Raw genomic sequence first — 25934 nt, 5'->3', positions numbered from 1 at the left:
TCCGTCGCGGGCGGCCGCATCTTTGTCGCTCCCTGCGAGGCCGGCAAGAGGTGAGATCGCAGTTGCCCCCTTTTTCGCTGGATCGCGCGCCGCTCAGACGCGAAACGGCTTGCGCGAAGCGGCGCTCTCGGGCGCATTAGGAGCTTCGCCGCGCGCAACCGCGCCGAGCCTGCAACCGACGCGGAACGGGTGCCCTCAAGGGCCGCTCCGTTCCGCCGACGGTTGCAGCCGGTGCCGCCCGCGTGGAGCGCGCGCCGGCGTCCGGCGCGCCATGGGAAGAGAAGCGATGGTGAAACGCGCTGGGTCGGCGGCCGCCGAGCTCGCCGACGGGTCCGAGGACGAGGTCGAGGGCGAAGCCGAGCCCTCGCGGGCGGCGCAGATCTACGAGGAACTGCGCAACCGGCTCCTCGTCGGCCGCATCATGCCGGGCGTCGGCATCTCGACCCGCGTGCTGGCCCAGGAGCTCGGCGTCAGCCCGATGCCAGTGCGCGAGGCGCTGACCCGGCTCGCCGCCGAGAACGCCTTCGAGATCCGCTCCAAGCGCCGCATCACGATCCCTGAGATGACGGCGGAGCGGTTCGACGACCTACTCCATTGCCGGCTTCTGCTGGAGCCCGATGCCGCCGAGCGCTCGTTGCCCTTCCTGACACGGTCGATCCGGGCCGAGATGAAGCGCATCGACAACGCCATGGGCGTGGCGCTCAAGAACGGCGACGTCGCCGGCTACATGGAGGGCAATTTCGCCTTTCATTTCGCGATGTACCGGGCGCAGCCCCACCGTACCCTGGCGCACCTGATCGAAACCCTGTGGCTGCAGTTCGGACCCTATATGCGGGTCGTCTACGGCCGGTTCGGCACCACGAATCTGGTCGATCAGCACCAGGTCGCGCTCGCCGCCATCGAGGCCGGCGATGCCCCCGCCTTGCGCGCGGCGATCGCGAGCGATATCGCCGACGGCATGGGGCTGATCGGCCGCTCGGGGCTCTGAGCGGTCACCCGCGACCGGACGGCGATGCGGAGCGGTTGACTTCCTCGAACTGCGATCGCAGAATTGTGCGATCAATTCGAGGCAGGGCAGCATGGCACAACGAACGGTCCGGGAGCGCGGCGATACCGCCGACCGCCATGCCCCGTCCTATTATGCCGCGACGGCCGGCACGCAGCCGGCCTTCCCGACGCTGGCGGCGAGTCTCGACACCGACGTGTGCATCGTCGGGGCGGGCTTCACCGGGCTCTCGGCCGCCCTTCATCTCGCCCGCCGCGGCACCAACGTCACGGTGATCGATCAGGCGTCGGTCGGCTGGGGCGCCTCGGGCCGCAACGGCGGACAGGCCGGGCTCGGCTGGCGCAAAACACCCCAGGAGCTTGCCGCGACCCTCGGCCGCGACGCCGCCCACGCTTTGTGGGATCAGGCCAAGGCCGCCCGGGCCCATCTTCTCGGCCTCGTCGACGAGATCGCCCGGGAGGAGGGCATCGACTGCGCCTATCGCCCGGGCATCGTCAGCCTGCGCCACAAGCCGGGCCAGGTCGCCGACGCCCATGCCCATGTCGAGGTTCTGCGCCGCGAATTCGGCCACGAGGACATCTTCCCGCTGACCCGGGAGGAAGGCCGCAAGCTCGTCGGCAGCGACGATTATCACGGCGGCTACTACGACCGGGCCGGCGGCCACGTCCACACGCTGCGGCTCGCCTACGGCATGGCCCGGCGGGCGGTCGCGGCCGGTGCGACGATCTACGAGCGCACCCCCGCGCTCGATTATCGCGAAGAGGGTGACCGGGTCGTGGTGCGCGCGCCGCGCGGCGAGATCCGCGCCCGCCACCTCCTCGTCGCCGGCAATGGCTATCTCGACGGCTTTGCCCCGGCGGCCGAGCGCAAGCTCATGCCTCTCAACAATTTCATCATCACGACCGAGCCGCTCGGCGAGGATCTCGCCCGCTCCCTCATCGCCAACGATGCGGCGGTCGTCGATGGCCGGTTCGTCGTCTATTATTTCCGCCTGACCGAAGAGCGGCGCCTCCTGTTCGGCGGGGGCGAGACCTACGGCTACAGCTTCCCCGCCGATATCGCCGGCTTCGTGCGCGGCCATATGCTGAAGATCTACCCGCAGCTTTCCAACGTGCGGATCGACCATGCCTGGGGCGGGACCCTGGCCATCACCACGTCGCGGCTGCCGCTGGTGCGCCGGCTCAGTCCACGGGTGACGGTGGCGGCGGGCTATTCCGGCAAGGGCGTCGTCATCGCGCCGTGGTGCGGCAAGGTCGTCGCCGACGCGATTTCCGGCGGCGACGCCGACCTTTCGCTGCTCGCGCGCTTCCCCGTGCTCGATTTCCCGGGCGGAAAAGTTCTCCGCTCCCCCCTCCTCGTCGCGGCGATGACGTTCTACGCTCTCCGCGACCGCCTGGGCTGACGGCCCGGCATCCGACCCACCGAAGACAGACCGCAAAAGGACGAGACGGTGCATCATGAGTGAAGGCCGACACCGCGCCGCTGACGATTGGCGTGCTTTTCTCGAACGCCATCCCGACACTCGCTTCGTCGATGCCTTCATGATCGGCCTCTCGGGCCAGGTATTCGGCAAACGGGAAGCCGCCGCCGATCTCGCCCGCGTGTACGAGTCCGGCGTCGCCTTCTCGGCCTGTGCGGCGGTGCTCGACGTGCAGGGCCACGGCTGCGACGCCCAAGGCTACGGCGGCTCGGACGGCGATCCGGACGGCATCTGCTGGCCGCTGCCGGGCACCCTCGCGCCGGTGCCGTGGGCCTCGGCCCCGACCGCCCAATGCCTGATCGAGATGCGCGACGCCACGACGGGCGAACTCCTGTGGTTTGATCCGCGCAAGATCCTCGCCGACGTGGTCGCCCGCCTGCGCGCCGACGGCCTGCACCCGACCGTCGCCTGCGAGCTCGAATTCTACCTGATCGACCCGAAGCGCACCGCCGACGGCGGCATCCGCCCGGCGCCGCTCGCCCGCACCGGTGAGGTGCCGCGCACCGCCCTCAATCTCGGCATGAGCGCGGTCGAGGATTATTCCGAGTTCATCCTCGCGGTCGCCGCCGCCGCCGAGGCCCAGGGCGTCCCCGCCTCGACGGCGGTCGCCGAATACGGCCTCGGCCAGTTCGAGATCAACCTGCGTCACGTGTCGGATCCGGTGCTCGCCGCCGACCACGCGATCCTCTTGAAGCGCATCATCCAGGGTGTCGCGCGGGCCCGCGGGCTCGACGCCACCTTCATGGCGAAGCCCTTCATCGATCAGCCCGGCAACGGCATGCACGTCCATGTCAGCATGGCGGACGAGAGCGGCCGCAACGTCTTCGCCGGCACGGAGGGCGAGCCGCGGCTCCACAACGCGATCGCGGGCCTCCAGGCCTCGCTCGCGGAATCGCTGGCGTTTTTCGCGCCGAACTTCTCGGCGTTCCGCCGCTACAAGCCGAAGGTGTTCGTGCCGCTCACCGGCAACTGGGCGCACAACAACCGTTCGGTCGCCTTCCGCATCCCGCTCGGCGATGGTCCGGCGCGCCGCGTCGAGCACCGCGTCGCCTGCGCGGATGCGAGCCCGCACCTTGTGCTGGCGGCGATTCTCGCCGGCATCCACCACGGCATGACGAAGAAGCTCGAGCCGACACCGCCTTCGACCGGCCGGGCCTACAGCGAATCCGGGCCGCCGATGCCGACCACTTTCTTCGCCGCGCTCGATCGGCTGGTCCACGCCGACGTGTTGGTCGAGACCATTCCCCACCGCTTCCTGGAGCTCTACCGGGAGGTCAAGATCGGCGAGTTCCAGTCGCTGTTCGAGAACCCCACGGCGCGGGAATACGACTTCTATCTCTGAGGGTTGCCGTTCGGCGTGGCGTGCTCTTAGGCCTCCGCGCCTATCTATGGCCTGGGGTAGAGAAACGCCGTTCGACTGTGAAGCATCGCCCGGCTCGTCCGGGCGATGCTTCAAAGACCTCTCCGCGCGTCCCTTCTCCCCGCTGGCGGGGAGAAGGTGGCCCGATAGGGCCGGATGAGGGGCCTTCGCACTCTCGCCGGATTACCTTAACTAATTAAGATATAGGTGTTTTATCCCCCTCATCCGCCCCTTCGGGGCACCTTCTCCCCAAAGGGGAGAAGGGTCGCGAGCGGAGAGGATGAGGTCCGTGCCATTGCCCGTTGGAGCCCGGCAGCCAAAAACAGCGGCATCAGGCGGCGCCCTCAGCTCCCGCCGGCGGGCTTGGCCGCGGCGTCCTTGAGCGCCGCTTCGATGGCGGCGCCGAAGGGGCCGGAGACGGCCTCGGGCGTCAGCGGGCCGATCTGCTTGTAGCGGATGGTGCCGTCGGCGCCGACCACGAAGGTTTCCGGCACGCCGTAGACGCCCCATTCGATCGCTGCGCGGCCGTTCGCATCGACGCCGACGGCGGCGAACGGGTTGCCGAGGGCGTTGATGAAGCGCAGCGCATTGTCCGACAGGTCCTTGTAGTTGATCCCGACGACGCGGATGCGCGGGTCCTGCGACAGAGCGAGCACCAGCGGGTGCTCCAGCCGACAGGGCGCGCACCAGGACGCCCACACATTCACCAGCGTGACCCGCCCCTTGAAATCGGACGCGTCGAGGCCGGGCACCGGCTGGCCGTCGCGGGTGAGGCCGGCGAGCGGCGGCAGGTCGGTGGTCGGCGCCGGCTGACCGATGAGGGCGGACGGAATCGTCGAGGGATCGGCGCCGTCGTCGAGGCGCGTGAAGAACAAGGCCGCAAGCCCGGCGAAGACGACGAGCGGGATGAGCACCGCGAGGCGGAAGCGCCGCCGCGGCGGCTCCGGCGTCGGAGCGCGGCGAACGGGCGCCGGCCGTTCGGGCGGCGGGGATGGCGTTTCGGCCGGCAGCACGGCCTCCACCGCGGGCTCAGCCGGGGCAGGGGCGGGCGTCGGCTCGGGGGCCTCGGCGAAGGAATCCGCCTCGGGCGGGAAAAAGCCGTCGAGGTCCGGCGCTGCCTTGGGGGCGGCTGGCGCCTCGGGCACGGCCGGGGTTCGCGCGGTCGGCTCAGCCGCCGGATCGCCTGCGTTCGGGACGTGATCGAGCGGCGCGGGGGCTTCGGTCAGGCGGGTCATCGGCCGCCCTCCGAGCGCCGCTTCACACCGCGGGCTTCGAGGGTGCGGATACGCCGGCCGAGGGCGCGATAATCGAGCACGATCTTGCCGATGGTCACGACCAGCGTGACGGCGACGGCGGCATAGGCGGCGACGATGAATCCGGCGTGAGGCCCGAGACCGAACATGAACCCTCTCACGCCTCGCTGGCACGGGCGGCGCGCGGCGCCCCGCCCTGCGCCTCTGCGGCCCGGAGCGCGAGGGAACGCAGGCGGCGGCGCAGGATCTCGTTGCGCATGCCCATCAGATGCAGCGTCACGAACATCAGCGTGGAGGCGATCGCCATGACGAACAGGGGATGCAGGATGGACGGGTCGATCGTCGAGCCGCCCATGCGAAAGACGCTCGCCGGCTGGTGCAGCGTGTTCCACCAATCGACCGAAAACTTCACGATCGGGATGTTGATGAAGCCGACCAGGATCAGCACGGCGACCGTCTTGCCGGCGCGGATCGGATCCTCGATCGCATGCCACAGCGCGATCAGGCCGAGATACATGAGAAACAGGATCAGCATCGAGGTGAGCCGGGCATCCCAGACCCACCAGGTCCCCCACATCGGCTTGCCCCACAGCGAGCCGGTGACGAGGGCGAGGAAGGTGAACACCGCCCCGAGCGGCGCCGCCGCCCGCGCCGCCACATCGGCGAGGGGGTGCTTCCACACCAGGGTGCCGAGCGCCGAGGCCGCCATCAGCGTGTAAGCGAACATGCCGAGCCAGGCGGAGGGCACGTGGATGAACATGATCCGCACCGTCTCGCCCTGCTGGTAATCGGCCGGCGCCACGAAGAACGACATCCACAGGCCGACCGCGAGCAACACCGCGCTGATCGCGGCGAGCCACGGGATCGCCTTTTCGGCGAAGGCGAGGAAGCGGGTCGGGTTGGCGAGATCGATCACGCGCATTGGAAAGTTCTAATCTCCCCGGCCGGATGCGGCAATCGGATGATGGGCCTCGCCGCCCGAGGACGGGAACCGGGGCCTCACGGGTTGACGCCGGGCGGCCGGCATGGTCTGACGAGCCCACCGGCCTCGCGGCGAGAATACGGGTTGCGTCGATGTCGCGGTCCAGCGCGTTCAATCTGCCGAACATCCTCACCTACGCCCGGATCGCCGCCGTCGGCGCGGTGACCGTGTGCTTCCTCGTGCCCGGGCCGACCAGCCGCTGGGTCGCCGTCGCGATCTTCGTCGCGGCCGCCATCACCGATTTCCTCGACGGCTACCTCGCCCGCATGTGGGCCCAGCAATCGGCCCTCGGCCGCATGCTCGATCCCATTGCCGACAAGCTGCTCGTCGCCGCCTGCCTTCTTCTGATGGCCGGCGACGGCACCATATCGGGTGCGTCGATCGTGGCCGCAATCGTCATACTCTGCCGCGAGATCCTTGTTTCGGGCTTGCGTGAGTTCCTGGCCGAGTTGCGGGTCAGCGTGCCGGTCACACGGCTCGCGAAATGGAAGACGACCCTTCAATTGGTCGCGATCGGGGTGCTGCTCGCCGGGCCGGCGGGCGACCAGATCGTGCCGCACACGACGACGGCGGGTCTGGTGCTGCTCTGGCTTTCGGCCGTTCTCACCCTTTATACGGGTTGGGATTATTTCCGCGCCGGCATCGGCCATCTGGTCGATTGAGGCGCCCGGCCGCGCGGCCTATGCCCGCGGATCATCGGCCCCTGGGAGCCGCCTGCCATGAAAGCCGTCTATTTCGCCTGGGTGCGCGAGCGCATCGGAACGCCGGAGGAGGAGATCGCGCCGCCGGCCTCCGTCCACACGGCGGGTGAGCTCGTCCGCTGGCTCGCCGGGCAGGGCGAGGGCTATGCGCACGCTTTCGAGAAGCCGGACGTCATCCGCGTCGCTCTCGACAAGAAGCACGTCGAGCCCGAGACGCCGATCGCAGGCGCGCGCGAAGTCGCCTTCTTCCCCCCGATGACCGGCGGCTGAGGTTCCCGATGACGGAGACCCGAGAGATTCGCCGAGAGATTCGCATCGTCGGCGAGCCGTTCGATCCGGCGACCCTCGGTGCCGCCCTCGCCGGCGGCGAGGATGTCGGGGCCGTCGTCAGCTTCGCGGGCTTCTGCCGCAGCGAGGGCGGCACGCTCGCCGCGCTCGAGCTTGAACATTATCCGGGCATGGCGGAAGCCGAGATCGGCCGCCTCGCGGACGAGGCCGTGGCGCGCTGGCCGCTCGCCCGCCTCCTCGTCGTCCATCGCCACGGTCTGGTCCGCCCGGGCGAGGCGATCGTGTTCGTCGGCACCGCCGCCGCCCACCGCGGCGCCGCCTTCGCGGCGGCCGAATTCCTGATGGATTTCCTCAAGACCCGAGCGCCGTTCTGGAAGAAGGAGCATCGCGTCGACGGCTCCGACGGCGGCTGGGTCGCCGCCAAGGACGCCGACGACGTCGCGGCCGCCCGCTGGGCCGAGTGATCCGACGCAGTCCCGGTGGGGATCGCCTATGATCCGCCTCGCCGTCTTCGTTCTCGCGGGGAGCGGGCAGACGTGCCCGCAGGGCCAATGAGCGGGGCGCGAATCGATCCGGGAGCGATAATCCGGCTCCTCTCGCGGAAGACGGCTGCGGCGCACCGCTGACGGTCGTCACGAAGCCGTGATAGGTTGAGCGGGCTCGGGATCGGCCCGGGTCGTTCCGCTCCGTCCGGAGATGCCGTGATCCCGTCCGTCGCCCCAGACCAGCCGCCATCGCCGAAAGGACAGCGGCTTCATCAGGTCCTCTATGTTCAGGTCATCGCGGCGATCCTGGTCGGCATCGCCCTCGGGCATTTCTTTCCGGCGTTCGCCACCGCGATGAAGCCGTTTGGCGATGCCTTCATCAAGCTCGTCAAGATGATCATCGCGCCGATCATCTTTCTGACCGTTGTGAACGGCATCTCGGGCCTGAGCGATCTGCGCAAGGTCGGCCGCGTCGTCGGCAAGGCACTCGTCTATTTCATCACGTTCTCGACCCTGGCCCTCGCCGTCGGGCTCGTCGTCGGCAACGTCGTGCGCCCCGGAGACGGCTTCCACATCGACCCGACAACGCTCGATTCCAAGGCGGTCGCCGACTATGTGACGCAGGCCCACGGCCAGAGCGTCGCCGACTTCCTGATGAACATCATCCCCTCGACCATCGTCGGGGCCTTCACGACGGGCGACATCCTCCAGGTCCTGTTCTTTTCGGTTCTGTTCGGGATTTCGCTTTCGCTCCTGGGGGAGCGCGGCGCACCGCTTTCCGCGGTGCTTCATACGGCGGCGGATGCGATGTTCCGCCTCGTCGCGATCGTCATGCGGGCGGCGCCGATCGGCGCCTTCGGCGCGATCGCCTTCACCGTCGGCCGCTACGGCCTGTCGTCGATCGCCCATCTCGCGGCCCTGGTCGGCACCTTCTACCTGACCGCGCTCATCTTCGTGTTCGGCGTCCTCGGCATCGTCGCCCGGGTCAACGGATTCCCGATCTGGAAGCTCCTGCGCTACCTCAAGGACGAACTTCTGCTCATTCTCGGCACCTCCTCCTCGGAGGCCGCGCTACCGAGCCTGATCGCGAAGATGCAGCGCGCCGGCTGTGGACGCTCGGTGGTCGGCCTCGTGGTGCCGACCGGCTATTCATTCAATCTCGACGGCACCAACATCTACATGACGCTCGCCGCGCTGTTCATCGCCCAGGCGACGGACACGCCGCTGACGCTCGGCCAGCAGATCCTGCTCCTCCTCGTCGCCATGCTGAGTTCGAAAGGGGCCGCGGCGGTGCCGGGCGGCGGCTTCATCACCCTCGCGGCGACGCTCTCGGTGGTGCCGAGCATTCCGGTCGAGGGGATGGTGCTGATCCTCGGCGTCGACCGCTTTATGTCGGAATGCCGCTCCCTCACCAACTTCGTCGGCAATGCGATCGCGACGGTGGTGGTGGCGCGTTGGGAGGGCGATCTCGATCGCAAGCGTCTCGCCGCGGCGCTCGACGGCCATGCGGAGGCGATCGAGCCAAGCCGTGCCGGGCGCAAGGCGGCGTGACGGCCGCTCCCGGTCAGGCGACCGCCAGGGTGAGGATGGTCATCTCCGGCTCGGGCGCCGGGATCCCGAGCGCACGCCAGCCGCGGCCTTCGTAGAAGGCGCGCCGTTCGTCGCTCGCATAGAGATAAAGCTGGGCGGTGCCGAAGCCCGCCGCCCGCCGCACCGCGTGGTGCAGCAGCGCCGCGCCGAGGCCGCGGCGCCGCAGATCGGGTTCGATCCACAGCGCGGCGATCCAGGGGGTGAGTTCGGGGCGTTCCGCCACGTCGCTCGCGATCACGGACACGGTGCCGCAGAAGGTGCCGTTGCGGTGGGCGACGAGGGTGAAGGGGATGGAACGGCGCTCGAGGCTCTCGCGCAGCGGCGTCGTGATGCGCTCGATGCCGTGGCCCTTGTCCCGCCACCAGGCGGTCCAGATTCGCTCGGCCACGACGTCGAGATGATGGGGTACGTCGGCGAGATCGTCGATTTCGATCATGTCAGCCTCCCCGCGACCGCTCGGCACCGCCGCGCTGTCGCGGCGGGCCGGATCGATCGTAACCGTCTTGGATCAGACGGCTTCCTTGGCGCGCTCGGCGCGCTTGCGCTCGATCGGATCGAGGATCGCCTTGCGCAGGCGGATCGATTCCGGCGTCACCTCGACGAGCTCGTCGTCCTGGATGTAGGCGAGCGCCTTCTCGAGCGTCATGCGGATCGGCGGCGTCAGGATCATCATCTCGTCCTTGCCGGTCGAGCGGACGTTCGAGAGCTTCTTGCCCTTCAGCACGTTGACCTCGAGGTCGTTGCCGCGGGTGTGCTCGCCGACGATCATGCCCTCGTAGACCTTCCAGCCCGGCTCGATCATCATCGGGCCGCGATCTTCGAGGTTCCACAGCGCGTAGGCCACCGCCTCACCGGCCGAGTTCGAGATCAGCGCGCCGGTGCGGCGGCCCGGGATCTCGCCCTTGTACGGCGCATAGGCGTGGAACAGACGGTTGAACACGGCGGTGCCGCGGGTGTCCGACAGGAGTTCCGACTGGTAGCCGATGAGGCCGCGGGTCGGGGCGTGGAACACGAGCCGCATGCGGCCGCCGCCCGAGGGGCGCATTTCGATCATGTCGGCGCGGCGCTCGGAGAGCTTCGACACCACGGCGCCCGAATGTTCCTCGTCGACGTCGATGATGACCTCTTCGATCGGCTCCAGAACGTTGCCGTTGTCGTCGCGCTCGAACACCACGCGGGGACGGCCGACGGTGAGCTCGAAGCCCTCGCGGCGCATCGTCTCGATCAGGATGGCGAGCTGCAATTCGCCGCGGCCGGCGACTTCGTAGGAATCCTTGTCGCGGCCCTCGGCGATCTTCAGCGCCACGTTGCCCTCGGCCTCCTTCATCAGGCGGTCGCGGATGACGCGGCTCTGCACCTTGTCGCCCTCAGTGCCGGCGAGCGGACCGTCGTTGATGCGGAAGGTCATCGACAGGGTCGGCGGATCGATCGGCTGGGCCGGCAGCGGCACGTCCACCGACGGGTCGGCGAGGGTGTCGGCGACGGTGGCGGTCGACAGACCGGCGATGGCGACGATGTCGCCCGCCTGGGCCTCATCGACCGGCACGCGCTGGAGGCCGCGGAAGCCGAGCACCTGGGTGGCGCGGCCGACTTCGATCACCTTGCCCTCGCGGGTCATGGCGCGGATCGGCTGATTGGGCTTCAGCGCGCCGGAGGTGATGCGGCCGGTCAGGATGCGGCCGAGATAGGGGTTCGATTCGACCGTGGTGGCGAGCAGCCTGAACGGGCCTTCCTCGATCGACGGCGCCGGCACGTGCTCGAGCACGAGGTCGAGCAGCGGGCCGACATTCTCCTTCGGACCCTCCGGGGTCTTGGCCATCCAGCCTTCCTTCGCCGAGCCGTAGAGCACGGAGAAGTCGAGCTGCTCGGGGTGGCGTCGAGGGCGGCGAAGAGGTCGAAGATCTCGTTCAGGACCTCGTCGATACGCGCGTCCGGCTTGTCGACCTTGTTGATGGCGACGATCGGCCGGAGGCCCACCTTGAGGGCCTTCGACAGCACGAACTTCGTCTGCGGCATCGGGCCTTCGGCGGCATCGACGAGAATGATCGCGCCGTCCACCATGTTGAGGATGCGCTCCACCTCGCCGCCGAAATCGGCGTGGCCCGGGGTGTCGACGATGTTGATCCGGTGATCCTTCCAGGCGACCGAGGTCACCTTGGCGAGGATGGTGATGCCACGCTCGCGCTCGAGGTCGTTCGAATCCATCGCCCGCTCGGCGACCCGTTCGTTCTCTCGGAACGTTCCGGACTGCTGCAGGAGACGGTCGACCAGGGTCGTCTTACCGTGGTCGACGTGGGCGATGATGGCAACGTTGCGAAGCTTCATGGAAACACCAAAAAAGCGGGCGTAGCTCGGCCGCGCCCGCTCAGGACCTTCATTTCGCGGTGCAATATAGCGATCGTTCACGACGGAGCAATGAATATCGGCTCCATTCCGGCAAAAACCATGCCGCAGCGAGGCGCAGCGCGGCTTTGGCGGGTACCGGCGTCACCGCGATTGCATTTTGCTGCCTGGATCGTGCAAGGTTCCGACACACAGCCTTTTCACGCAACGACACGGTGAACGAGCTTTATGGCGAGAGAGAGCGATCCCACGGCCTCGATCGGATTTCTCCTCGGGGACGCCAATCGGCTCTTTCGCCAGCGATTCGACGCCGCCGCCGCCGAGGCTGGCCTCGGGCTCACGCCGGGCGAGGCGCGTACGCTCGGCTACGTGTCGAAATATGAAGGCGCCCGCCAGACCCCGATCGCCGAGGCGATGGGCGTCGATCCGATGACCCTCGTCGCCTTTCTCGACCGGCTGGAAGGCCTCGGGCTGGTGGTGCGCTTCCCCGACCCGACCGACCGCCGCGCCAAGGTTATCCGCTTGACGGAGACCTCGGCCCCGGTGGTCGCCAAGATCCGTCAGGTCGCCGAGGCGGTCCGCAACGAGGCGCTCGAAGGGCTCGACGAAGCCGAGCGCGACGTGCTGCGCGATCTGCTCCGGCGCATCATCGCCCAGCTCTCCGCCCCCGATACCGTTTCAGAGACCGCCTCCTGAGAGCGGCGATGGGCCTTTCGTTGCCGGCTTATCCACCGATCGCGCTTTTCGCGGCGCCGATTGCGATGCGGGCTGCTTGACAGGTCGGCGCCGGCTACACTAAATCCGCGTGCCTTCGGCGAAGGCGGGGCCGTAGCTCAGATGGGAGAGCGCTGCAATCGCACTGCAGAGGTCAGGGGTTCGATTCCCCTCGGCTCCACCAAAATTCCCGAAGCCTGAAATTCTTCCCGAAAATGTTGCCGCCATAGCGGCCGATGGGCATTACGCCTCGACCGGTGGCATGGGCGGTTGACGGCCACGTGTGGTGCGCCGGAGCGTAGCCCGCTCGCGGCTCTGCGCGCGTCAGGGCTCATTTGCAGGCCTCGCGCGTCCGTCGCGGATCGCATCCACCTAGGCCCCAAGGCCGCGGCTCGACCTGCCGAACGCTGCGATGCCGTCTCGGGCCGGCGGCGCCCGCGTTGGGATGCGCCGCCGACCCTCGATGTTTTATGCCGGCCGACTACTCCGCGTTCGGTACCGACTTGCCCGCGAGCAGTTGCTGGGTGGCGTCGATTGAAGACCCCGCGACCCCGGCGAGCGGGATCGCCTTGATCTCCTTGACGTCCTTGAACGCGGCCAAATCGAACTTGGCGTAGTTCACGTCCATGTAGGTCCGCACGAACAGCAGGCCGCGGTTGAGATCTGTCAGCGCGGTCCAGGTGGTGTACTCGCTGGAGAAGGCAGCCTTGCCCGTGGTGGCGACGCCCTCATTGGCGACCGCGCCCGACTGATCGATCGTGATGTCGCGCGGCCGATCGAAGTTGTTCATCACGTGGGCGAGGGTCACGATCGCCGTGTCGGGATCCTTCGCCTTCTCCACGTAGGTGGAATAATAGGCCGCGCGGACGAAGCGGCCGACCGACGTGTTGGACGCCGGCAGCCCGGCGGTCGCGATGCCGCTGTCGGGCTGCGCCACGTTCACGCCGTTGAAGCTGCCGGTGGACTTATCCACGTTGGTCAGGAAGCTGTAATTGTTCAGATTGGTGAGGTGCCAGGACAATTCCGGCCCGTTGGTCATCACGCCGATCGGGTTGTCGTTGACGGACTGCTTGCCGTCGGCGAACTCGATGACGATGCTGTTGCCCGCGCGGTCATAGAAAATGTAGTGCAGCGGAGTCTTCAGGCCGCCGAGCACGGCGAGACCCGCGAGCCAGACCGGCTGGTTGGCCATGGCGGCCTTCACTTCCGCCACGTTCTTGAATTGGCTCAGGCCCCATGCCCCGAGGTCGGCGGCGGCCAGCGCCTTCTGGCTCTGCTCGATCCGCACCTGCGGACCGACGGCGCCCGCATACATGAGGGCGCTGAAGGAAAGCCCCTCCTCGTTCACGCCCTCCACCACCTTGTTGCTGCCGGCCGCGTCGACCGGCACGGTGATGGCGAGCACGCGGTATCTCGAGCTTCCCTGAAGCGCCTTGTCCGCATCGGTCGGCGTGCTGGACTTCAGCCACGTTCCCGCAGGCACGTAGACCACGTTGTACGGCAGCCACGACGCGAGCTCGAGCGTGCGGCCATGGTAGACGCCGCCGGACGCGTCCCGCGTCATCAGGGTCGTGCAGGCGATGGCGGGCGTTTGCGCCAGCATCAATCCGACCAGGGCCGCGACGGACGCGCGGCGTCCGAGGCCTCGCAGGCTACGGCCGAACGAGATGTTGTCTTTTTTCACGTCTATCTCCAAAAGGAGGATGGCTGGGCGCGAGCGATGTGGCGCGCTGCAGTGGAATGACGGCACTGTAAGACGGGGTCGCGATTTCGTGAACACTGCCGGTGTGCTATTTCGCTCGGCCGACGCGGGGTGTGGCGCGGGGACCGGGCGAGGGGCATCCGGTGTCCGGCATGATCCGGTCCTCGTGCGTTGCGATGCCGGCTCGCTCGGTGGAGCGTGTCGCTTCCCAAACGCCGCGCTTTCCCTATATTATCTATCGACAAAGTCGCACTGCCGCGGCACAGGTTCGCCGGAATATGCTGAGCAACAAAGGCAAATACGGCCTGAAGGCGCTGGTCCATCTTTCCACGCTTCCGCCCGGACAGACGGCGCTCGCCGTTCAGATCGCCGAATCCAACAACATCTCGAAGAAATTCCTCGACGCCATCCTGAACGATCTCAGGAATGCCGGTCTGGTGCGCTCGAAGAAGGGGCCGGGTGGCGGCTACGCGCTCGCCCGTGCGGCGGAGGAGATCAAGGTCGGCCAGGCTGTCCGGGTGCTCGACGGCCCGCTCGCGCCGATCGGCTGTGCCAGCCGCACCGCCTACCAGCCGTGCGACGATTGCCATGACGTCGCGACCTGCTCGGTCCGCCTCATCATGCTGGCGGCGCGCGATGCCATGGCCGAGGTGCTCGACCGCACGTCCATCGCCGAGATGCGCGACCGCGCGCGGGCGGGCGAGCCGGAACTGATTTACGAAATCTGAGCGAGGGCGTCGCCGCCGGGCGGGACTTCCCTGCTCCAACAAAAAAGGGCGGCCGCGAGCCGCCCTTCGTCGTGTCGTCACGAGCCGCGAAGGTCTCAGCCCTTCTTCTCGGCCTTGGCGCGGTCGATCGCCTCGAGGATCATCCGCTCGGCGACTTCGACGCCGTCCCAGCGCACGATCTTGACCCACTTGTTGGGCTCGAGATCCTTGTAGTGCTCGAAGAAGTGCTCGATCTGCTTCAGCGTGATCTCCGGGAGATCCTTGTAGGTCTCGATCCGGTCGTAACGCTGGGTGAGCTTGCGGCTCGGCACGGCGATGATCTTCTCGTCCTGCCCCTTCTCGTCCTCCATGACGAGCACGCCGATCGGGCGGCAGCTCATCACGGCGCCCGGCACGACGGGGCGCTGGTTCGCCACGATCACGTCGATCGGATCGCCGTCGTCGGACAGGGTGTGCGGGATGAAGCCGTAGTTCCCCGGATACCGCATCGGCGTGTAGAGGAAGCGGTCGACCCAGAGCGTGCCCGAATCCTTGTCGAGTTCGTACTTGATCGGCTCGCCGCCGACCGGAACTTCGATGATGACGTTGACTTCCTGGGGCGGATTCTTGCCGATCGGCACGGCATCGATACGCATCGGGCATTCCTCTTCGAAAAGGTCCACTCCGGATCCCGGGCAGCCGAACGGCGGCGCACACCGAAGCGAGCCCGCTTTACTGACTTTTCGTGACGTTTGGCAATCGCCTCCGTGCCGCAGGGCGGAATCGCCGGACGCGGACGACGCGAGGCTGCATGCAGGGAGACGGCCTCAGGCGCGCGGCGCCGGCCAGCCGAAGGCGACCTTGTCGAGGCTCGCACCGCCGATGCGATCGACCGAGCGGCCGACCTTGAGGCCGCCGAGGCGCTCGTAGAACCGGCAGGCCGTGTCGTTGTCGGCGAGCGCCCACACCATGATCGAGCGGCGGCCCTGGGTCGCGAGGTCTTCCTTCGCCGCGTCGAACAGGAGGCGGCCGAAGCCGAGGCCCTGATATTCGGGCTTCAGGTAGAGCTCGTAGATCTCGCCGCGAAAGGGCAGGGCGCGGGCGCGGCTCTGCCCGAAAGTAACATAGCCGCCGGCGGCATCGCCGTGTTCGAGGACGAGGATGGAGACGCGCTGGCGGATCGCCTTGTCCCACCAGACGGGACCCCGCCGGGCGATCATCCGTTCGAGCTCGGTGCCGGGAAGAATGCCGCGATAGGCCTGGCGCCAGGCCGCATCGTGCACCTCCGCGATCGCGCGTGCGTCGCTCCTGACAGCCCGTCTGATTCCGATCGCGCCTGTCTTCATGACGCGAGCTTAAGGCGAGGGGCGGCCGGGGGTAAAGACCCTCGGCGCGCACCGCATGCGCAAAATTGCGTCGCCCTGCCCGCGGGGCCTGCTCACATATTGGGATAGTTCGGCCCGCCGCCGCCTTCGGGCGGGACCCAGGTGATGTTCTGGGCCGGGTCTTTGATGTCGCAGGTTTTGCAATGCACGCAATTCTGCGCGTTGATGACGAAGCGTGGCTCGGTCTTGGCCGCCGGGTCGGCGTAGACCACTTCGTAAACGCCGGCCGGGCAATAGAGCCGGGCGGGTTCGCCGTAGAGCGGCAGGTTGCGCTCGATCGGGATCGCCGGATCCGCGAGCCGCAGATGGACTGGCTGGTCCTCCTCGTGGTTGGTGTTTGAGATGAACACCGAGGAGAGCTTGTCGAAGGTCAGCACGCCGTCCGGCTTCGGATAGGTGATCGGCTTGACGCTCGCGAGCGGCTGAAGGCTCGCGGAATCCGGCTTGCCGTGGCGCTGCGTGCCGAACGGGGAGAAGCCGAGGAGCGTGTTCGCCCACATGTCGAGGCCACCGAGGGCGACGCCGAGGCGGGTGCCGTAGCGCGACCACAGCGGCTTGACGTTGCGCACCGGCCGGAGATCGCGGCCGATGTCGCTCGACCGCCATGCCGCCTCGTAACGGGTGAGTTCGTCGCCCGCGCGGCCCGACGCGATCGCCGCGAAGGTCTCGTCGGCGGCGAGCATGCCGGAAAGAACTGCGTTGTGGCTGCCCTTGATGCGGGGAACGTTGACGAAGCCGGCCGCGCAGCCGATCAGCGCGCCGCCGGGGAAGACGAGCTTCGGCACCGATTGGTAACCGCCCTCGGTGATGGCACGGGCGCCGTAGGAGAGCCGCTTGCCGCCCTCGAAGGTGTCACGGACCATCGGGTGCGTCTTGAAGCGCTGGAACTCGTCGAACGGCGACAAGGTCGGGTTCGAGTAGTTCAGGTGGACGACGAAGCCCACGGCGACGAGGTTGTCGCCGAAATGATAGAGGAACGAGCCGCCGCCGGTCTTGTCGTCGAGCGGCCAGCCGAACGAATGCTGCACCAGGCCCGGGCGGAACCGGTCCGGCTGCACCTGCCAGAGCTCCTTGAGCCCGATGCCGTATTTCTGCGGCTCGCGCCCGGCATCGAGCTCGAAGCGGCGGATCAGCGTCTTCGCCAGGCTGCCGCGCGCGCCCTCGGCGAACAGCACATATTTGCCGCGCAGTTCCATGCCGCGGGTGAAGTCGCCCTTCGGTTCGCCGTCGCGGCCGATCCCCATGTCGCCGGTCGCGATGCCGACGACCTCGCCCTTGTCGCCGTAGAGCACCTCGGCGCCGGCGAAGCCGGGATAGATTTCGACGCCGAGCGCCTCGGCCTTGGCCCCGAGATAGCGCGCTACCTCACCGAGCGAGCCGATGAAGTTGCCGTGGTTGCTCATCAGCTTCGGCATGAAGGCGTTGGGCAGCCGCACGCCGCCCGCCGGGCCGAGATAATAGAAGCGATCGTCGGTGACTTCGGTCTTGAGCGGGCGGTCGGGGTCCTGGCGCCAATCGGGCAGCAGACGGTCGAGGCCGATCGGGTCGATCACGGCGCCGGAGAGGATATGGGCACCGATCTCGGAGCCCTTCTCCACCACCACGACGGAAAGTTCGGTGCCGATCTCGGCGGCGCGCTGCTTGAGGCGGATCGCGGCGGACAGGCCCGCCGGGCCGCCTCCGACGATGACCACATCATAATCGGCGCTTTCGCGCTCCGGCAGTTCGTCCGCCATCGTCACTGACCCTCCACGGCCTCTCGGTGCCGGTCCCGCGGCGCGGGCCAAACCCGTCCCGCTTCGCGCGCGGGATCCTTGTTGGAAGGCTTCAATAAAGTCTTGTGCGCTGCATGCAACCCCGTTTGCAGCGCAGAATCAGTCGGCCTCGGCCTCGATGCGCTCCATGTCCTCGTCCGAGAAGCCGAAATGGTGGCCGATCTCGTGCACCAGGACGTGGGTGACGATCGCCCCGAGGCCGTCGTCGTGCTCGGCCCAATAATCGAGGATCGGGCGGCGATAGAGCGAGATGCGGTTCGGCATGCGGCCGGTCGGTGCGACCGCGCCGCCCTGGGGCAGGCCGACGCCGACGAACAGGCCGAGCAGATCGAATTCGGATTCGAGGCCGAGCGTGTCGAGCGCCTCCTCGTCGGGAAAATCGGCGACCTCGATCACGAGATGCCCGGTCAGGGCGCGGAACGAGGCCGGCAGAGCGGCGAAGGCATCCCGCGCGATGATCTCGATGTCGTCGAGGCTCGGTGCCGTCTTCGCGGCCCACTCGGAGCCTTCGGTTCGATCCGCCATGCCACCCTCTCACGCCGCATCTCGGCTTTCGCGCGCCCTTCGGGCGCACCGCCGCTCAGGCGCGGCGCGGCGAGAGGTGGGGCTCGCGCTTGCGCCCCGCAAGGGCCCCAAACAGCGAAGCGGCGACGAGGATCGCGGTCGAGACGCCGTTCCAGCCGGCGAAGGAGAGCCCGAGCAGGCGGAACGAGGCTTCGGTGCAACTCACCACGCGGGTGTGCTGGAGCTGCGCCATCAGGTTGGCCGCGTTCGAGGTGGTCGCGCCGCCGCCGCCGCAATCGGCCGGGCCCGCCCAGAAGCGCCACTCGGCGCCGGACTGATAGATCGCGAGATAGAGGCCGTAGGCGAAGGTGATGGCGACGAGGAGGAGGAGGATGCGCGGGATCGCCCGCGGCATCCGCGCGAGGCTCGCGACGAGCGAGAACAGCGCGAGCGGCAGGCCGAGATAATAGGGGATGCGCTGCTCGAGGCAGAGCGCGCAGGGCACGTAGCCGCCGATGAGCTGGAAGCCCCAGGCGCCGAGGATGGCCGACGCGCCGACGACGAGAACGATGGCCGCGCCGAACACGGGCGGCCTGCGGTCGGCGGCGATCGGTTCGGACATGGAAAGGCTCCCGGATGCGGGCCGGCCGCTGCCGGCTTGAACTCAGAAGAGGAAGCGGCTCGCGACGACGCCGCCGATGAGGATGACGGCGAAGGCGAGCGTCACCCATTCGAGGCGGTGCTCGATGAAGTGGCGCACCGGTTCGCCGTAGCGGCGCAGCAGCCACGCCTCGATGAAGAAACGGGCACCGCGGGTGACGAGAGAGAGGCCGACAAAGGCGGCGAAATTGTAGTGCGCGAACCCCGAGGTGATGGTGACGATCTTGTAGGGGATCGGGGTCAGACCCTTGAGCAGGATCAGCCAGGCGCCCCATTTTGCATAGGCGGCCTGGAAGGATTCCATCTGGTGGGCATAGCCGTAAAGCTGGATCAGCCACGCGCCCACGGATTCGTAGAGGAGCGCGCCGATCGCGTAGCCGAGCATGCCGCCGATGACGGAGGAGAGGGTGCAGATCGCCGCGAGCCGATAGGCCTTGCGCGGATCGGCGAGCACCATCGGCACCAAGAGGACGTCCGGGGGGATCGGGAAGATCGCGCTTTCGGCGAAGGAAACCCCGGCGAGCGCGAGCGTCGCGTGGCGGTGAGCAGCGAGACTCAGGGTCCAATTGTAGAGGCGGCGCAGCATCGCGATCCTTGGGCCGGGGGCAGCTAACGTACGGAGGGCGGGGTTCGTCGAGCCCGGCCTCCATAGCGCTTCGCCCGCGCCCACGCCAGGGGGCGATGCGGTATCGGCACAGGGTGGGGGAGGTCGGCGCCGCTCAGCGCGGCGCGCGCTTCGCCAGGATGCGCTGGAGGGTACGGCGGTGCATGTTGAGGCGGCGCGCCGTCTCCGACACGTTGCGCTCGCACAGCTCGTAGACGCGCTGGATGTGCTCCCACCGGACCCGGTCTGCCGACATCGGATTTTCCGGCGGGATCGCCTTGGTCTGCGGATCGCGGGTCAGCGCGAGGACGATCTCGTCGGCGTCGGCGGGCTTCGCCAGATAATCGATGGCACCGAGCTTCACCGCCGTGACGGCGGTCGCGATGTTGCCGTAGCCCGTCAGCACGATCGCTCGCGCCTCGGGACGGCGCTCGCGCAGACGCTCGATCACGTCGAGGCCATTGCCGTCCATGAGGCGCATGTCGACTACGGCAAACGCCGGCGGGTGGGCGTCCACCCGACCGATCGCTTCCTCGACGGATTCCGCGATCTCGGTGACGAAGCCGCGCTTCTCCATCGCCCGGGCGAGCCGCTGCACGAACGCCTTGTCGTCATCGACGAGCAAAAGCGAAGGATCGGGTCCCGGGGCAAGCACGGAGTCCGACGTCGTGGGGGCGATCCGATCCATCGTCGGAACCTGTTCGTTCTCGGGCAAAGGCCGTTCAATCATGTGCCGATTTATAGAGCTTTCGGCGTGGACGGCAATCGTGATGCGACATTCGCCCCTCTTGCTTGTCCAGAGCTTGCCGGAATCGGCGCCCCTTCGACGGCCGCTCGGGGCCACACGATGGCAACGAGAGCGCCGCGCTCGGGATGCTTGCGGTTGGCGAGGGAGAGGCGGGCGCCGGTGCGCTCGAGCAGGGTCTTGGCGATGAAGAAGCCGAGGCCGAGGCCGCCGCGCTCCGCCTCCGCGGCCGGTACCGGGGCGCTGTCGCGCGGGTGCCCGCGGGTCGTGACATAGGGTTCGCCGAGCCGCTCGATGATCTCCACCGCGAAGCCCGGACCGTCGTCGGCGACCGTGATGGTCACCGTCTCGGCATCCCACTCGGCCCGCACGTCGACGCGTTCGGTGGCGAAATCGATGGCGTTCTCGATGATGTTGCCGAGCCCGTAGAGGATCGCCGGGTTGCGGCTGAACACCGGCTCGCTGTCGGCGGCGCCCTGGCGCTCCAGCACGATCTCGATGCCGAACTCGCGGTGCGGCGCGGTGAGCTCTTCGAGGAGCTGCGGCAGCGGCATGCGTTCGAGCGGGCTGTCCGGATCGACGCCCATGGAGGTGAGCTTGCGCAGGATCTCCCGGCAGCGCTGGGACTGGCTCGACAGCAGGCGGATGTCGTCACCGCGCGGATCGTCGGCGTCGAGCTCGGCCTCGAGCTCGGTCGCGACGAGCGCGATGGTGGCGAGCGGCGTACCGAGCTCGTGAGCCGCCGCCGCGGCGAGGCCGTCGAGGGCGGTCAGATGATTCTCGCGGGCGAGGATGAGTTCGGTCGCGGTCAGCGCGTCGGACAGCCGGCGGGCTTCCTCGGCGACGCGGAAGGCATAGATGCCGAGAAAGGAGAGCGTCGAAACGAGCGCCGCCCAGACAGCGAGGTTATAGAGCGGCGGAAGCGTGAGGACCTCGCCCGGATACCAGGGCAGTGGCAGGTGGAAGAAGCCGAGCAGCGTCGCCGCCGCGACCACGAGCGCACCGAGCATCAAGGTCCGCGACGGCGGCAGTGCCGTCGCCGAGATCATCACCGGCGCGATGAGCAGGAACATGAAGGGGTTGAGCAGGCCCCCGGTGAGATAGAGCAGGCCGACGAGTTGCAGGATGTCGTAGGCGAGGAGGACGGTCGTCGCCCGCTCCGAGAAGCGCTGGCTCGACGGGAACCTGAGGCGCAGCAGCAGATTGACCCAGGCGGAGAGCGCGATCAGCGCCAGGCACCAGCCGGTCGGAAGCCGGAAATGCAGGACGAACGCGACCGTCGCGACCGTCCCCGTCTGTCCGGCGACGGCGAGCCAGCGCAGCCGCACCAGCGTATCGAGGCGGACACTGCGGCCGTGCTGGCTGGGGGAACGGTCGAGGGCGAGCGACATGGCGGGTCCCGGGATGAGAAGAGCGTCTCGAAAGCGGCTTCGTCGCCATTAAAGCAGAGTCCGATGGGAAGACCGCTGCGGCATGCCGGCCGCTCCGGTTGTAACCGGGACGCCATCGGCCGCGAACCGCGAGAGAGGGGGGCGACAGGCCCGCTCAAGCCCGCGGCGCAATTTCGAGCAAAGCCGTGCCCAACTCTTGCCCATGTGGCGTTGCACGGCGTATCATGTTGCAGTGCACAAGAGACCGCGAACCCACAAGGGCCGCGCGAGCCATGGCGAGATTCATCCCGTGACCTACGAGATATACGAACTCAATCACGCGGCCCTGACGCCTTTGCGCGCCGTCGCCGATGCGACCCGGCTCTATTTTCGCAATCCGCTCAATCCGTTCGCCCACACCGCCATCGGCAAGAGCCTGGCCGCGGCGGCGGAGGTGTTCGAGCGTTCGACGCGGCGCTACGGCAAGCCGGAGTTCGGCCTCGCCTCGACCTGGGTGCGCGGCGAGACGGTTCCGATCACCGAGGTGGCGGTGTGGGAGCGGCCGTTCTGTCGGCTCGTGCACTTCGAGCGCGGCGGCGGCAAGCCCAACCGCGACCCGAAGCTCCTCATCGTGGCGCCGATGTCGGGCCATTATGCGACGCTGCTGCGCGGCACCGTCGAGGCGATGTTGCCGCGCCAGGACGTCTACATCACCGACTGGACGGACGCCCGCATGGTCCCGCTCGCGGCCGGGCGGTTCGATCTCGATTCCTATATCGACTACGTCATCGAGATGATCCGCTTCCTCGGGCCGAACACCCATGTGCTGGCGGTCTGTCAGCCGGCGGTGCCGGTCTTCGCCGCGGCGGCGCTGATGGAAGAGGACGACGATCCGGCCATTCCGGCCTCGATCACGCTGATGGGCGGGCCGATCGACACCCGGGTCAACCGCACCGAGGTCAACAAGGTCGCCGAACAGCGGGGCATCGACTGGTTCCGCCGCAACGTCATCATGACGGTGCCGTTCCCGCATCCGGGCTTCATGCGGCCGGTCTATCCGGGCTTCCTTCAGCTCGGCGGCTTCATGTCGATGAATCTCGACCGCCACATCACCGCGCACCGTGCCTTCTACAATCACCTGATCCAGGGCGACGGCGATTCCGCGCGCAAGCACACCGAGTTCTACGACGAATATCTCGCCGTGATGGACCTCACGGCCGAGTTCTATCTCCAGACCTGTGAGACCGTGTTCATCCGCCACGACCTGCCGCAGGGGCGGATGTACCACCGCGAACGCCTCATCGACCCGAAGGCCCTGCGCAAGGTCGCCATGATGACCGTCGAGGGCGAGAAGGACGACATCTCCGGCGTCGGCCAGACGGCGGCGGCCCATGCCCTCGCGCCGAACATTCCGGACAGCCGCCGGGTGCTTTATGTGCAGCCTGCGGTCGGCCATTACGGCGTCTTCAACGGCTCGCGCTTCCGCGCCGACATCGCGCCGCGCATCTCCGACTTCATCTGGACCCATGACCGGGCCGAGCGGCGCCGGCCGGCCGACGCCGCTCGGCCCGTGGCCGCGAAGGCGCCGCCGGTCGAGACGGCGCCGGAGGCCCCTGCCGAGGCGGTTGCGAAGCCTGCGCGGCGGCGCGCCCCGGCCAAGGCGGCGACCGAGACCCCGGCGCCGACCCCCGCGCCGGAGCCGGCCATGGCCGAGACGCCGGTCGCCGCGGCGCCGATCGTCGAGGCGCCGGTCGTCGAGACGCAAGCCTTGGAGACCCCAGTTTTGGAGACGCCGGTCGTGGCCGCGCCGGAGCCGGTCATCGACGCTCCGGCCGGTGCCGAGCCGGTCTCCGTTGAACCGGCCGCCGCGCCCGCTCCCGGGGCGGACACCACCATCGCCGAGCCGGTCGCGGCCGCGCCCGAGGCGACGATCGACGCGGACGCCGCTGCGGCCGGGGAGGCTGCCACGGCTGCGGAGCCCGACCCTGCGCCGGCGAAGCCGAAGCGCGGCCGCTCGACGACCACCGCGGAAGTGGTGACGCCGCCGACGGCCTCCGTGGCGAGCCCGCGCGGCCGCGATCGCGCCCGTGGGGCGGTCAAGGCCGAGAGCACCGCGCGGCGCGCCGGCACGGCCAAGGCCGGTGCGGCGGCTCCGGCCCCGCGCAAGCGCGTTGACGACAAAGCCGCGCCGTCGCCCTCTCGCTCGCCGGCCCGCCAGCCGGTGAAGGCCGCGCCGGCACCGGTCTCGCCGTCGGCCGCGCCTGCCGAGGCGAAATCGCCGAAGGCGAGCAAGGCCAAACCCGTTGCGACCAAACCCGTTGCGACCAAAACCGTAGCGGCCAAGCCCGTTGCGGCCGAGCCCGTCGCGGCGAAGCCTGTTGCGGCCGAGCCCAAGGCCAAGTTGCCGGCGCCGGCCAAATCTGACCGCAGGTCGACCACGTCCGAGCCGGCGCCGCGCACCGGAGCGCTGTCGCCGCGTGCCTCCCTGAAGGCCGCCGGGTCGGCGTCCGACGATCTGTCCAAGATCAAGGGTGTCGGGCCCAGCATCGCCCGGGCGCTGCGGGAGCTCGGCCTCGTCCGGTTCGCCGATATCGCCGCCCTCGATGCGGCCGGCATCGCGCGGGTCGAGGAGCGCATCGGTTTTCCTGGCCGCATCGAGCGGGACGGCTGGATCGCTCAGGCCAAGGCGCTCGCCGAGCGCTGAGCGGGGCGATGCCGCCGCGGCACGACGGCGCGGCAAGATCTATGGCAATGCTATAATGTAACGAGAGGGCGGCGGATGAAAATCCGTCGCCTTCGTCTTGATTCGGCGGCTCGGCCTTCCCACGTCTTCTCCGTCCTGTTTTGGAGGAATCGGGGAAACCCATGTCCAACTGCTTTCCGCTTCGCGACAAGAGGGTGCCGGGTGCTATCTTTCTGACGGTGCTCGGTTTTATCCTCTATTGGCCGCTTGGTCTCGCCATGGTCGCCTACATGATCTGGGGCGACCGGCTGCATGAGGGCTTCGATGCCCTGCGCCGCCGCTTCGACGGGGCGGGCCGCACCGGCTTCGAGCCCGGCTTCGGCCGCACCGGCAACGTTGCGTTCGACGAGTATCGGGACCGCGAGCTGAAGCGGCTCGAGGAGGAACGCCGCCGGCTCGACACCATGCGGGCGGAGTTCGACACCTTCCTGCGCGAGCTGCGCCGCGCCAAGGATCAGGAAGAGTTCGACCGCTTCATGCGCAACCGCGGCGCCTTCGGTGGCGATCGCCCGAACGCCGGCTGAACCGGATCCTCAGAATGGAGGGGGCTGCTCTGCGGCCCCCTCTTCGTTCGGCAGCGCGACCCCGTCTCGGCACTCATCAACAGAATGCGTTCGCGCCGCTCTGGCGGCGAGCGCGGTGCGTAGGGATCATGGTCCGCGATGATGGTTTCGCGAATCGCCGTCCACCCATGAACTTCTTCGCGCCTCTCGGTCGGCGGCGGCAGGCTTCGCCGATGCCCGCGTCCTTCTCGGTCGAGGCGGGCGGCTTCGAAGTGTTGGTTCGGGTCAAGATCGCGAGCCGCGCCCGCCGGCTCACCTTGCGCGTTCCGATCGGCACGGAGGGGCCGGTGCTGACCGTGCCGCCGCGGGTCGGCGAGGACGCGGTGAGAGCCTTTCTCCAACAGCATCGCGGCTGGCTCGCGGAGCGCATGGCGCGACGCCCGGTTCCGACGCCGTTCGCCGACGGCCACACCATTCCGCTGCGTGGAGAACCGCACCTCGTGCGCCACAGCGGAACGGCGCGCGGCCTCGTGCGCTGCACCCGCGACGAAGACGGGCGGGCGGTGATCCTCGTCAGCGGTGATCCTGCCGCCTTGCCCCGCCGCGTCCGCGACTTCCTGCGCCGCGAAGCGGAGAGCGATCTCAAGGTCGCCGTCGCCCGGCATGCGGCGGCGCTCGGCGTCAAAGTCACCTCGCTCCGGGTGCGCGACACGGTGAGCCGCTGGGGCTCTTGCTCGAGCAGCGGCGCGCTGTCCTTCTCCTGGCGTGTCGTGATGGCGCCACCCTTCGTGCTCGATTATCTCGCTGCTCACGAAGTGGCTCATCTCGTCGAGATGAACCATTCGCCGGCGTTCTGGCGGATCGTCGCGAGACTCTGTCCAGAGGGGCGGCGCGGGCGGGTCTGGCTGCGCCAGCATGGTGCGATGCTCCACGCCGTCGGCGCCGTCGACACGCCATCCGCAGGTCCAGATTTGGCGTAACGTCTCGCGGGGTCCGGGCTCTTGTCGGTCCTTGAACATCGAGCGCGCTCGCGG

The 25934-nt window shown here is 68.4% G+C and carries 25 protein-coding genes, 1 tRNA gene and 1 pseudogene; 13 read left to right on the top strand and 14 right to left on the bottom strand.

The genetic code is table 11. The annotated features are described in order from the left end of the window. Positions 1 to 286: 286 nt before the first annotated feature. The 3 genes from F0357_RS07470 (at position 287) to F0357_RS07460 (ending at position 3828) form a co-directional block, all read left to right on the top strand. Positions 287 to 988, top strand: coding sequence for a GntR family transcriptional regulator (locus F0357_RS07470; RefSeq protein ID WP_153479765.1), 702 nt, complete (start codon positions 287 to 289; stop codon positions 986 to 988). 91 nt (positions 989 to 1079) lie between these two features. After that, complete coding sequence (locus tag F0357_RS07465) at positions 1080 to 2408, top strand: NAD(P)/FAD-dependent oxidoreductase (protein WP_153479764.1); 1329 nt, start codon at positions 1080 to 1082, stop codon at positions 2406 to 2408. Positions 2409 to 2463: 55 nt separating this feature from the next. Then, positions 2464 to 3828, top strand: a complete 1365-nt coding sequence (locus tag F0357_RS07460) for a glutamine synthetase family protein (protein ID WP_153479763.1) — start codon at positions 2464 to 2466, stop codon at positions 3826 to 3828. 362 nt (positions 3829 to 4190) lie between these two features. On the opposite strand, the gene F0357_RS07455 is transcribed toward F0357_RS07460, so the two are convergent. From F0357_RS07455 to F0357_RS07445, 3 genes are all read right to left on the bottom strand, one after another. Further along, a complete protein-coding gene (locus F0357_RS07455; protein WP_312861686.1) occupies positions 4191 to 4760 on the bottom strand; it encodes a DsbE family thiol:disulfide interchange protein in 570 nt (189 codons plus the stop codon). Between the two features lie 317 nt (positions 4761 to 5077). Beyond that, positions 5078 to 5248: a heme exporter protein CcmD gene (gene ccmD, locus F0357_RS07450; protein WP_153479761.1), complete on the bottom strand. Its 171-nt coding sequence runs from the start codon at positions 5246 to 5248 to the stop codon at positions 5078 to 5080. 8 nt (positions 5249 to 5256) lie between these two features. Further along, entirely contained in the window at positions 5257 to 6021 is a 765-nt protein-coding gene (locus F0357_RS07445; protein ID WP_153479760.1) for a heme ABC transporter permease, read from the bottom strand. A 152-nt stretch (positions 6022 to 6173) separates the two neighbouring features. Here F0357_RS07445 and pgsA point away from each other — a divergent pair, with 152 nt between their 5' ends. The 4 genes from pgsA to F0357_RS07425 all read left to right on the top strand — a co-directional run bounded on the left by pgsA (position 6174) and on the right by F0357_RS07425 (position 9106). Next, complete coding sequence (gene pgsA, locus F0357_RS07440; protein ID WP_153479759.1) at positions 6174 to 6743, top strand: CDP-diacylglycerol--glycerol-3-phosphate 3-phosphatidyltransferase; 570 nt, start codon at positions 6174 to 6176, stop codon at positions 6741 to 6743. A 57-nt stretch (positions 6744 to 6800) separates the two neighbouring features. Continuing rightward, positions 6801 to 7052, top strand: a complete 252-nt coding sequence (gene moaD / locus F0357_RS07435) for a molybdopterin converting factor subunit 1 (RefSeq protein WP_153479758.1) — start codon at positions 6801 to 6803, stop codon at positions 7050 to 7052. 8 nt (positions 7053 to 7060) lie between these two features. Then, positions 7061 to 7534: a molybdenum cofactor biosynthesis protein MoaE gene (locus tag F0357_RS07430; RefSeq protein WP_153479757.1), complete on the top strand. Its 474-nt coding sequence runs from the start codon at positions 7061 to 7063 to the stop codon at positions 7532 to 7534. A gap of 237 nt (positions 7535 to 7771) precedes the next feature. After that, positions 7772 to 9106: a dicarboxylate/amino acid:cation symporter gene (locus F0357_RS07425; protein ID WP_312861495.1), complete on the top strand. Its 1335-nt coding sequence runs from the start codon at positions 7772 to 7774 to the stop codon at positions 9104 to 9106. Positions 9107 to 9119: 13 nt separating this feature from the next. Here the strand turns inward: F0357_RS07425 and F0357_RS07420 are convergent, their stop codons facing one another. Next, a complete protein-coding gene (locus tag F0357_RS07420; RefSeq protein ID WP_153479755.1) occupies positions 9120 to 9581 on the bottom strand; it encodes a GNAT family N-acetyltransferase in 462 nt (153 codons plus the stop codon). Positions 9582 to 9653: 72 nt separating this feature from the next. Next, a pseudogene (gene typA / locus F0357_RS07415) lies at positions 9654 to 11470 on the bottom strand (translational GTPase TypA). A 246-nt stretch (positions 11471 to 11716) separates the two neighbouring features. On the opposite strand from typA, the gene F0357_RS07410 reads away from it, so the two are divergent. Together F0357_RS07410 and F0357_RS07405 are read left to right on the top strand one after the other, a co-directional pair. Then, positions 11717 to 12184, top strand: a complete 468-nt coding sequence (locus F0357_RS07410; RefSeq protein ID WP_153479754.1) for a MarR family winged helix-turn-helix transcriptional regulator — start codon at positions 11717 to 11719, stop codon at positions 12182 to 12184. 126 nt (positions 12185 to 12310) lie between these two features. Beyond that, positions 12311 to 12386 (top strand) — tRNA-Ala (locus F0357_RS07405). Between the two features lie 297 nt (positions 12387 to 12683). On the opposite strand, the gene F0357_RS07400 is transcribed toward F0357_RS07405, so the two are convergent. Then, entirely contained in the window at positions 12684 to 13886 is a 1203-nt protein-coding gene (locus F0357_RS07400; protein WP_312861494.1) for a linear amide C-N hydrolase, read from the bottom strand. A gap of 296 nt (positions 13887 to 14182) precedes the next feature. Between F0357_RS07400 and F0357_RS07395 the strand changes: the two genes are divergently transcribed. After that, complete coding sequence (locus F0357_RS07395) at positions 14183 to 14632, top strand: RrF2 family transcriptional regulator (protein WP_153486429.1); 450 nt, start codon at positions 14183 to 14185, stop codon at positions 14630 to 14632. A 95-nt stretch (positions 14633 to 14727) separates the two neighbouring features. Here the strand turns inward: F0357_RS07395 and ppa are convergent, their stop codons facing one another. The 8 genes from ppa to F0357_RS07355 form a co-directional block, all read right to left on the bottom strand. Then, on the bottom strand, positions 14728 to 15267 hold the full coding sequence (gene ppa / locus F0357_RS07390; RefSeq protein ID WP_153479753.1) for an inorganic diphosphatase: 540 nt from the start codon (positions 15265 to 15267) through the stop codon (positions 14728 to 14730). A 171-nt stretch (positions 15268 to 15438) separates the two neighbouring features. Further along, positions 15439 to 15957, bottom strand: coding sequence for a GNAT family N-acetyltransferase (locus F0357_RS07385; protein ID WP_153479752.1), 519 nt, complete (start codon positions 15955 to 15957; stop codon positions 15439 to 15441). Between the two features lie 92 nt (positions 15958 to 16049). Then, entirely contained in the window at positions 16050 to 17732 is a 1683-nt protein-coding gene (locus tag F0357_RS07380; protein WP_153479751.1) for an electron transfer flavoprotein-ubiquinone oxidoreductase, read from the bottom strand. Positions 17733 to 17870: 138 nt separating this feature from the next. Continuing rightward, the gene (locus F0357_RS07375; RefSeq protein WP_153479750.1) at positions 17871 to 18296 is read right to left on the bottom strand and encodes a metallopeptidase family protein; all 426 of its coding nucleotides are present in this window, start codon (positions 18294 to 18296) and stop codon (positions 17871 to 17873) included. 55 nt (positions 18297 to 18351) lie between these two features. Beyond that, positions 18352 to 18897 carry a disulfide bond formation protein B gene (locus F0357_RS07370; protein ID WP_153479749.1) on the bottom strand — a complete coding sequence of 182 codons (546 nt, stop codon included), beginning with the start codon at positions 18895 to 18897 and terminating at the stop codon, positions 18352 to 18354. A gap of 42 nt (positions 18898 to 18939) precedes the next feature. Next, on the bottom strand, positions 18940 to 19521 hold the full coding sequence (locus F0357_RS07365; RefSeq protein WP_153479748.1) for a YqaA family protein: 582 nt from the start codon (positions 19519 to 19521) through the stop codon (positions 18940 to 18942). 133 nt (positions 19522 to 19654) lie between these two features. Then, on the bottom strand, positions 19655 to 20227 hold the full coding sequence (locus F0357_RS07360; RefSeq protein WP_153479747.1) for an ActR/PrrA/RegA family redox response regulator transcription factor: 573 nt from the start codon (positions 20225 to 20227) through the stop codon (positions 19655 to 19657). A gap of 50 nt (positions 20228 to 20277) precedes the next feature. Beyond that, positions 20278 to 21675 (bottom strand): ActS/PrrB/RegB family redox-sensitive histidine kinase, encoded by a 1398-nt coding sequence (locus F0357_RS07355; RefSeq protein ID WP_153479746.1) that lies wholly within the window; start codon positions 21673 to 21675, stop codon positions 20278 to 20280. A gap of 289 nt (positions 21676 to 21964) precedes the next feature. On the opposite strand from F0357_RS07355, the gene phaZ reads away from it, so the two are divergent. From phaZ to F0357_RS07340, 3 genes are all read left to right on the top strand, one after another. Next, positions 21965 to 24358, top strand: a complete 2394-nt coding sequence (gene phaZ / locus F0357_RS25155) for a polyhydroxyalkanoate depolymerase (protein ID WP_312861493.1) — start codon at positions 21965 to 21967, stop codon at positions 24356 to 24358. Between the two features lie 161 nt (positions 24359 to 24519). Next, positions 24520 to 24921, top strand: a complete 402-nt coding sequence (locus F0357_RS07345; RefSeq protein WP_153479744.1) for a DUF2852 domain-containing protein — start codon at positions 24520 to 24522, stop codon at positions 24919 to 24921. A 212-nt stretch (positions 24922 to 25133) separates the two neighbouring features. Beyond that, positions 25134 to 25880: a M48 family metallopeptidase gene (locus F0357_RS07340; protein ID WP_246161402.1), complete on the top strand. Its 747-nt coding sequence runs from the start codon at positions 25134 to 25136 to the stop codon at positions 25878 to 25880. The last annotated feature ends 54 nt before the right edge of the window (positions 25881 to 25934 follow it).

The organism is Segnochrobactrum spirostomi (assembly GCF_009600605.1).
GTDB lineage: Bacteria > Pseudomonadota > Alphaproteobacteria > Rhizobiales > Segnochrobactraceae > Segnochrobactrum > Segnochrobactrum spirostomi.
Note: the sequence above shows the minus strand (reverse complement) of the source record. Positions and strands in the feature narration are given on the sequence as shown.

Bases quoted from the DNA above. Each gene is read 5' to 3' on its own strand.
- F0357_RS07410 (WP_153479754.1), top strand. From the start codon at position 11,717: ATGGCGAGAGAGAGCGATCCCACGGCCTCGATCGGATTTCTCCTCGGG.
- F0357_RS07395 (WP_153486429.1), top strand. From the start codon at position 14,183: ATGCTGAGCAACAAAGGCAAATACGGCCTGAAGGCGCTGGTCCATCTT.
- F0357_RS07385 (WP_153479752.1), bottom strand. From the start codon at position 15,957: ATGAAGACAGGCGCGATCGGAATCAGACGGGCTGTCAGGAGCGACGCA.
- F0357_RS07360 (WP_153479747.1), bottom strand. From the start codon at position 20,227: ATGGATCGGATCGCCCCCACGACGTCGGACTCCGTGCTTGCCCCGGGA.
- pgsA (WP_153479759.1), top strand. From the start codon at position 6,174: ATGTCGCGGTCCAGCGCGTTCAATCTGCCGAACATCCTCACCTACGCC.
- F0357_RS07465 (WP_153479764.1), top strand. From the start codon at position 1,080: ATGGCACAACGAACGGTCCGGGAGCGCGGCGATACCGCCGACCGCCAT.
- F0357_RS07460 (WP_153479763.1), top strand. From the start codon at position 2,464: ATGAGTGAAGGCCGACACCGCGCCGCTGACGATTGGCGTGCTTTTCTC.
- ccmD (WP_153479761.1), bottom strand. From the start codon at position 5,248: ATGTTCGGTCTCGGGCCTCACGCCGGATTCATCGTCGCCGCCTATGCC.
- F0357_RS07345 (WP_153479744.1), top strand. From the start codon at position 24,520: ATGTCCAACTGCTTTCCGCTTCGCGACAAGAGGGTGCCGGGTGCTATC.
- ppa (WP_153479753.1), bottom strand. From the start codon at position 15,267: ATGCGTATCGATGCCGTGCCGATCGGCAAGAATCCGCCCCAGGAAGTC.
- F0357_RS07470 (WP_153479765.1), top strand. From the start codon at position 287: ATGGTGAAACGCGCTGGGTCGGCGGCCGCCGAGCTCGCCGACGGGTCC.
- moaD (WP_153479758.1), top strand. From the start codon at position 6,801: ATGAAAGCCGTCTATTTCGCCTGGGTGCGCGAGCGCATCGGAACGCCG.
- F0357_RS07375 (WP_153479750.1), bottom strand. From the start codon at position 18,296: ATGGCGGATCGAACCGAAGGCTCCGAGTGGGCCGCGAAGACGGCACCG.
- F0357_RS07430 (WP_153479757.1), top strand. From the start codon at position 7,061: ATGACGGAGACCCGAGAGATTCGCCGAGAGATTCGCATCGTCGGCGAG.
- F0357_RS07340 (WP_246161402.1), top strand. From the start codon at position 25,134: ATGCCCGCGTCCTTCTCGGTCGAGGCGGGCGGCTTCGAAGTGTTGGTT.
- F0357_RS07380 (WP_153479751.1), bottom strand. From the start codon at position 17,732: ATGGCGGACGAACTGCCGGAGCGCGAAAGCGCCGATTATGATGTGGTC.
- F0357_RS07445 (WP_153479760.1), bottom strand. From the start codon at position 6,021: ATGCGCGTGATCGATCTCGCCAACCCGACCCGCTTCCTCGCCTTCGCC.
- F0357_RS07420 (WP_153479755.1), bottom strand. From the start codon at position 9,581: ATGATCGAAATCGACGATCTCGCCGACGTACCCCATCATCTCGACGTC.
- F0357_RS07370 (WP_153479749.1), bottom strand. From the start codon at position 18,897: ATGTCCGAACCGATCGCCGCCGACCGCAGGCCGCCCGTGTTCGGCGCG.
- F0357_RS07365 (WP_153479748.1), bottom strand. From the start codon at position 19,521: ATGCTGCGCCGCCTCTACAATTGGACCCTGAGTCTCGCTGCTCACCGC.
- F0357_RS07355 (WP_153479746.1), bottom strand. From the start codon at position 21,675: ATGTCGCTCGCCCTCGACCGTTCCCCCAGCCAGCACGGCCGCAGTGTC.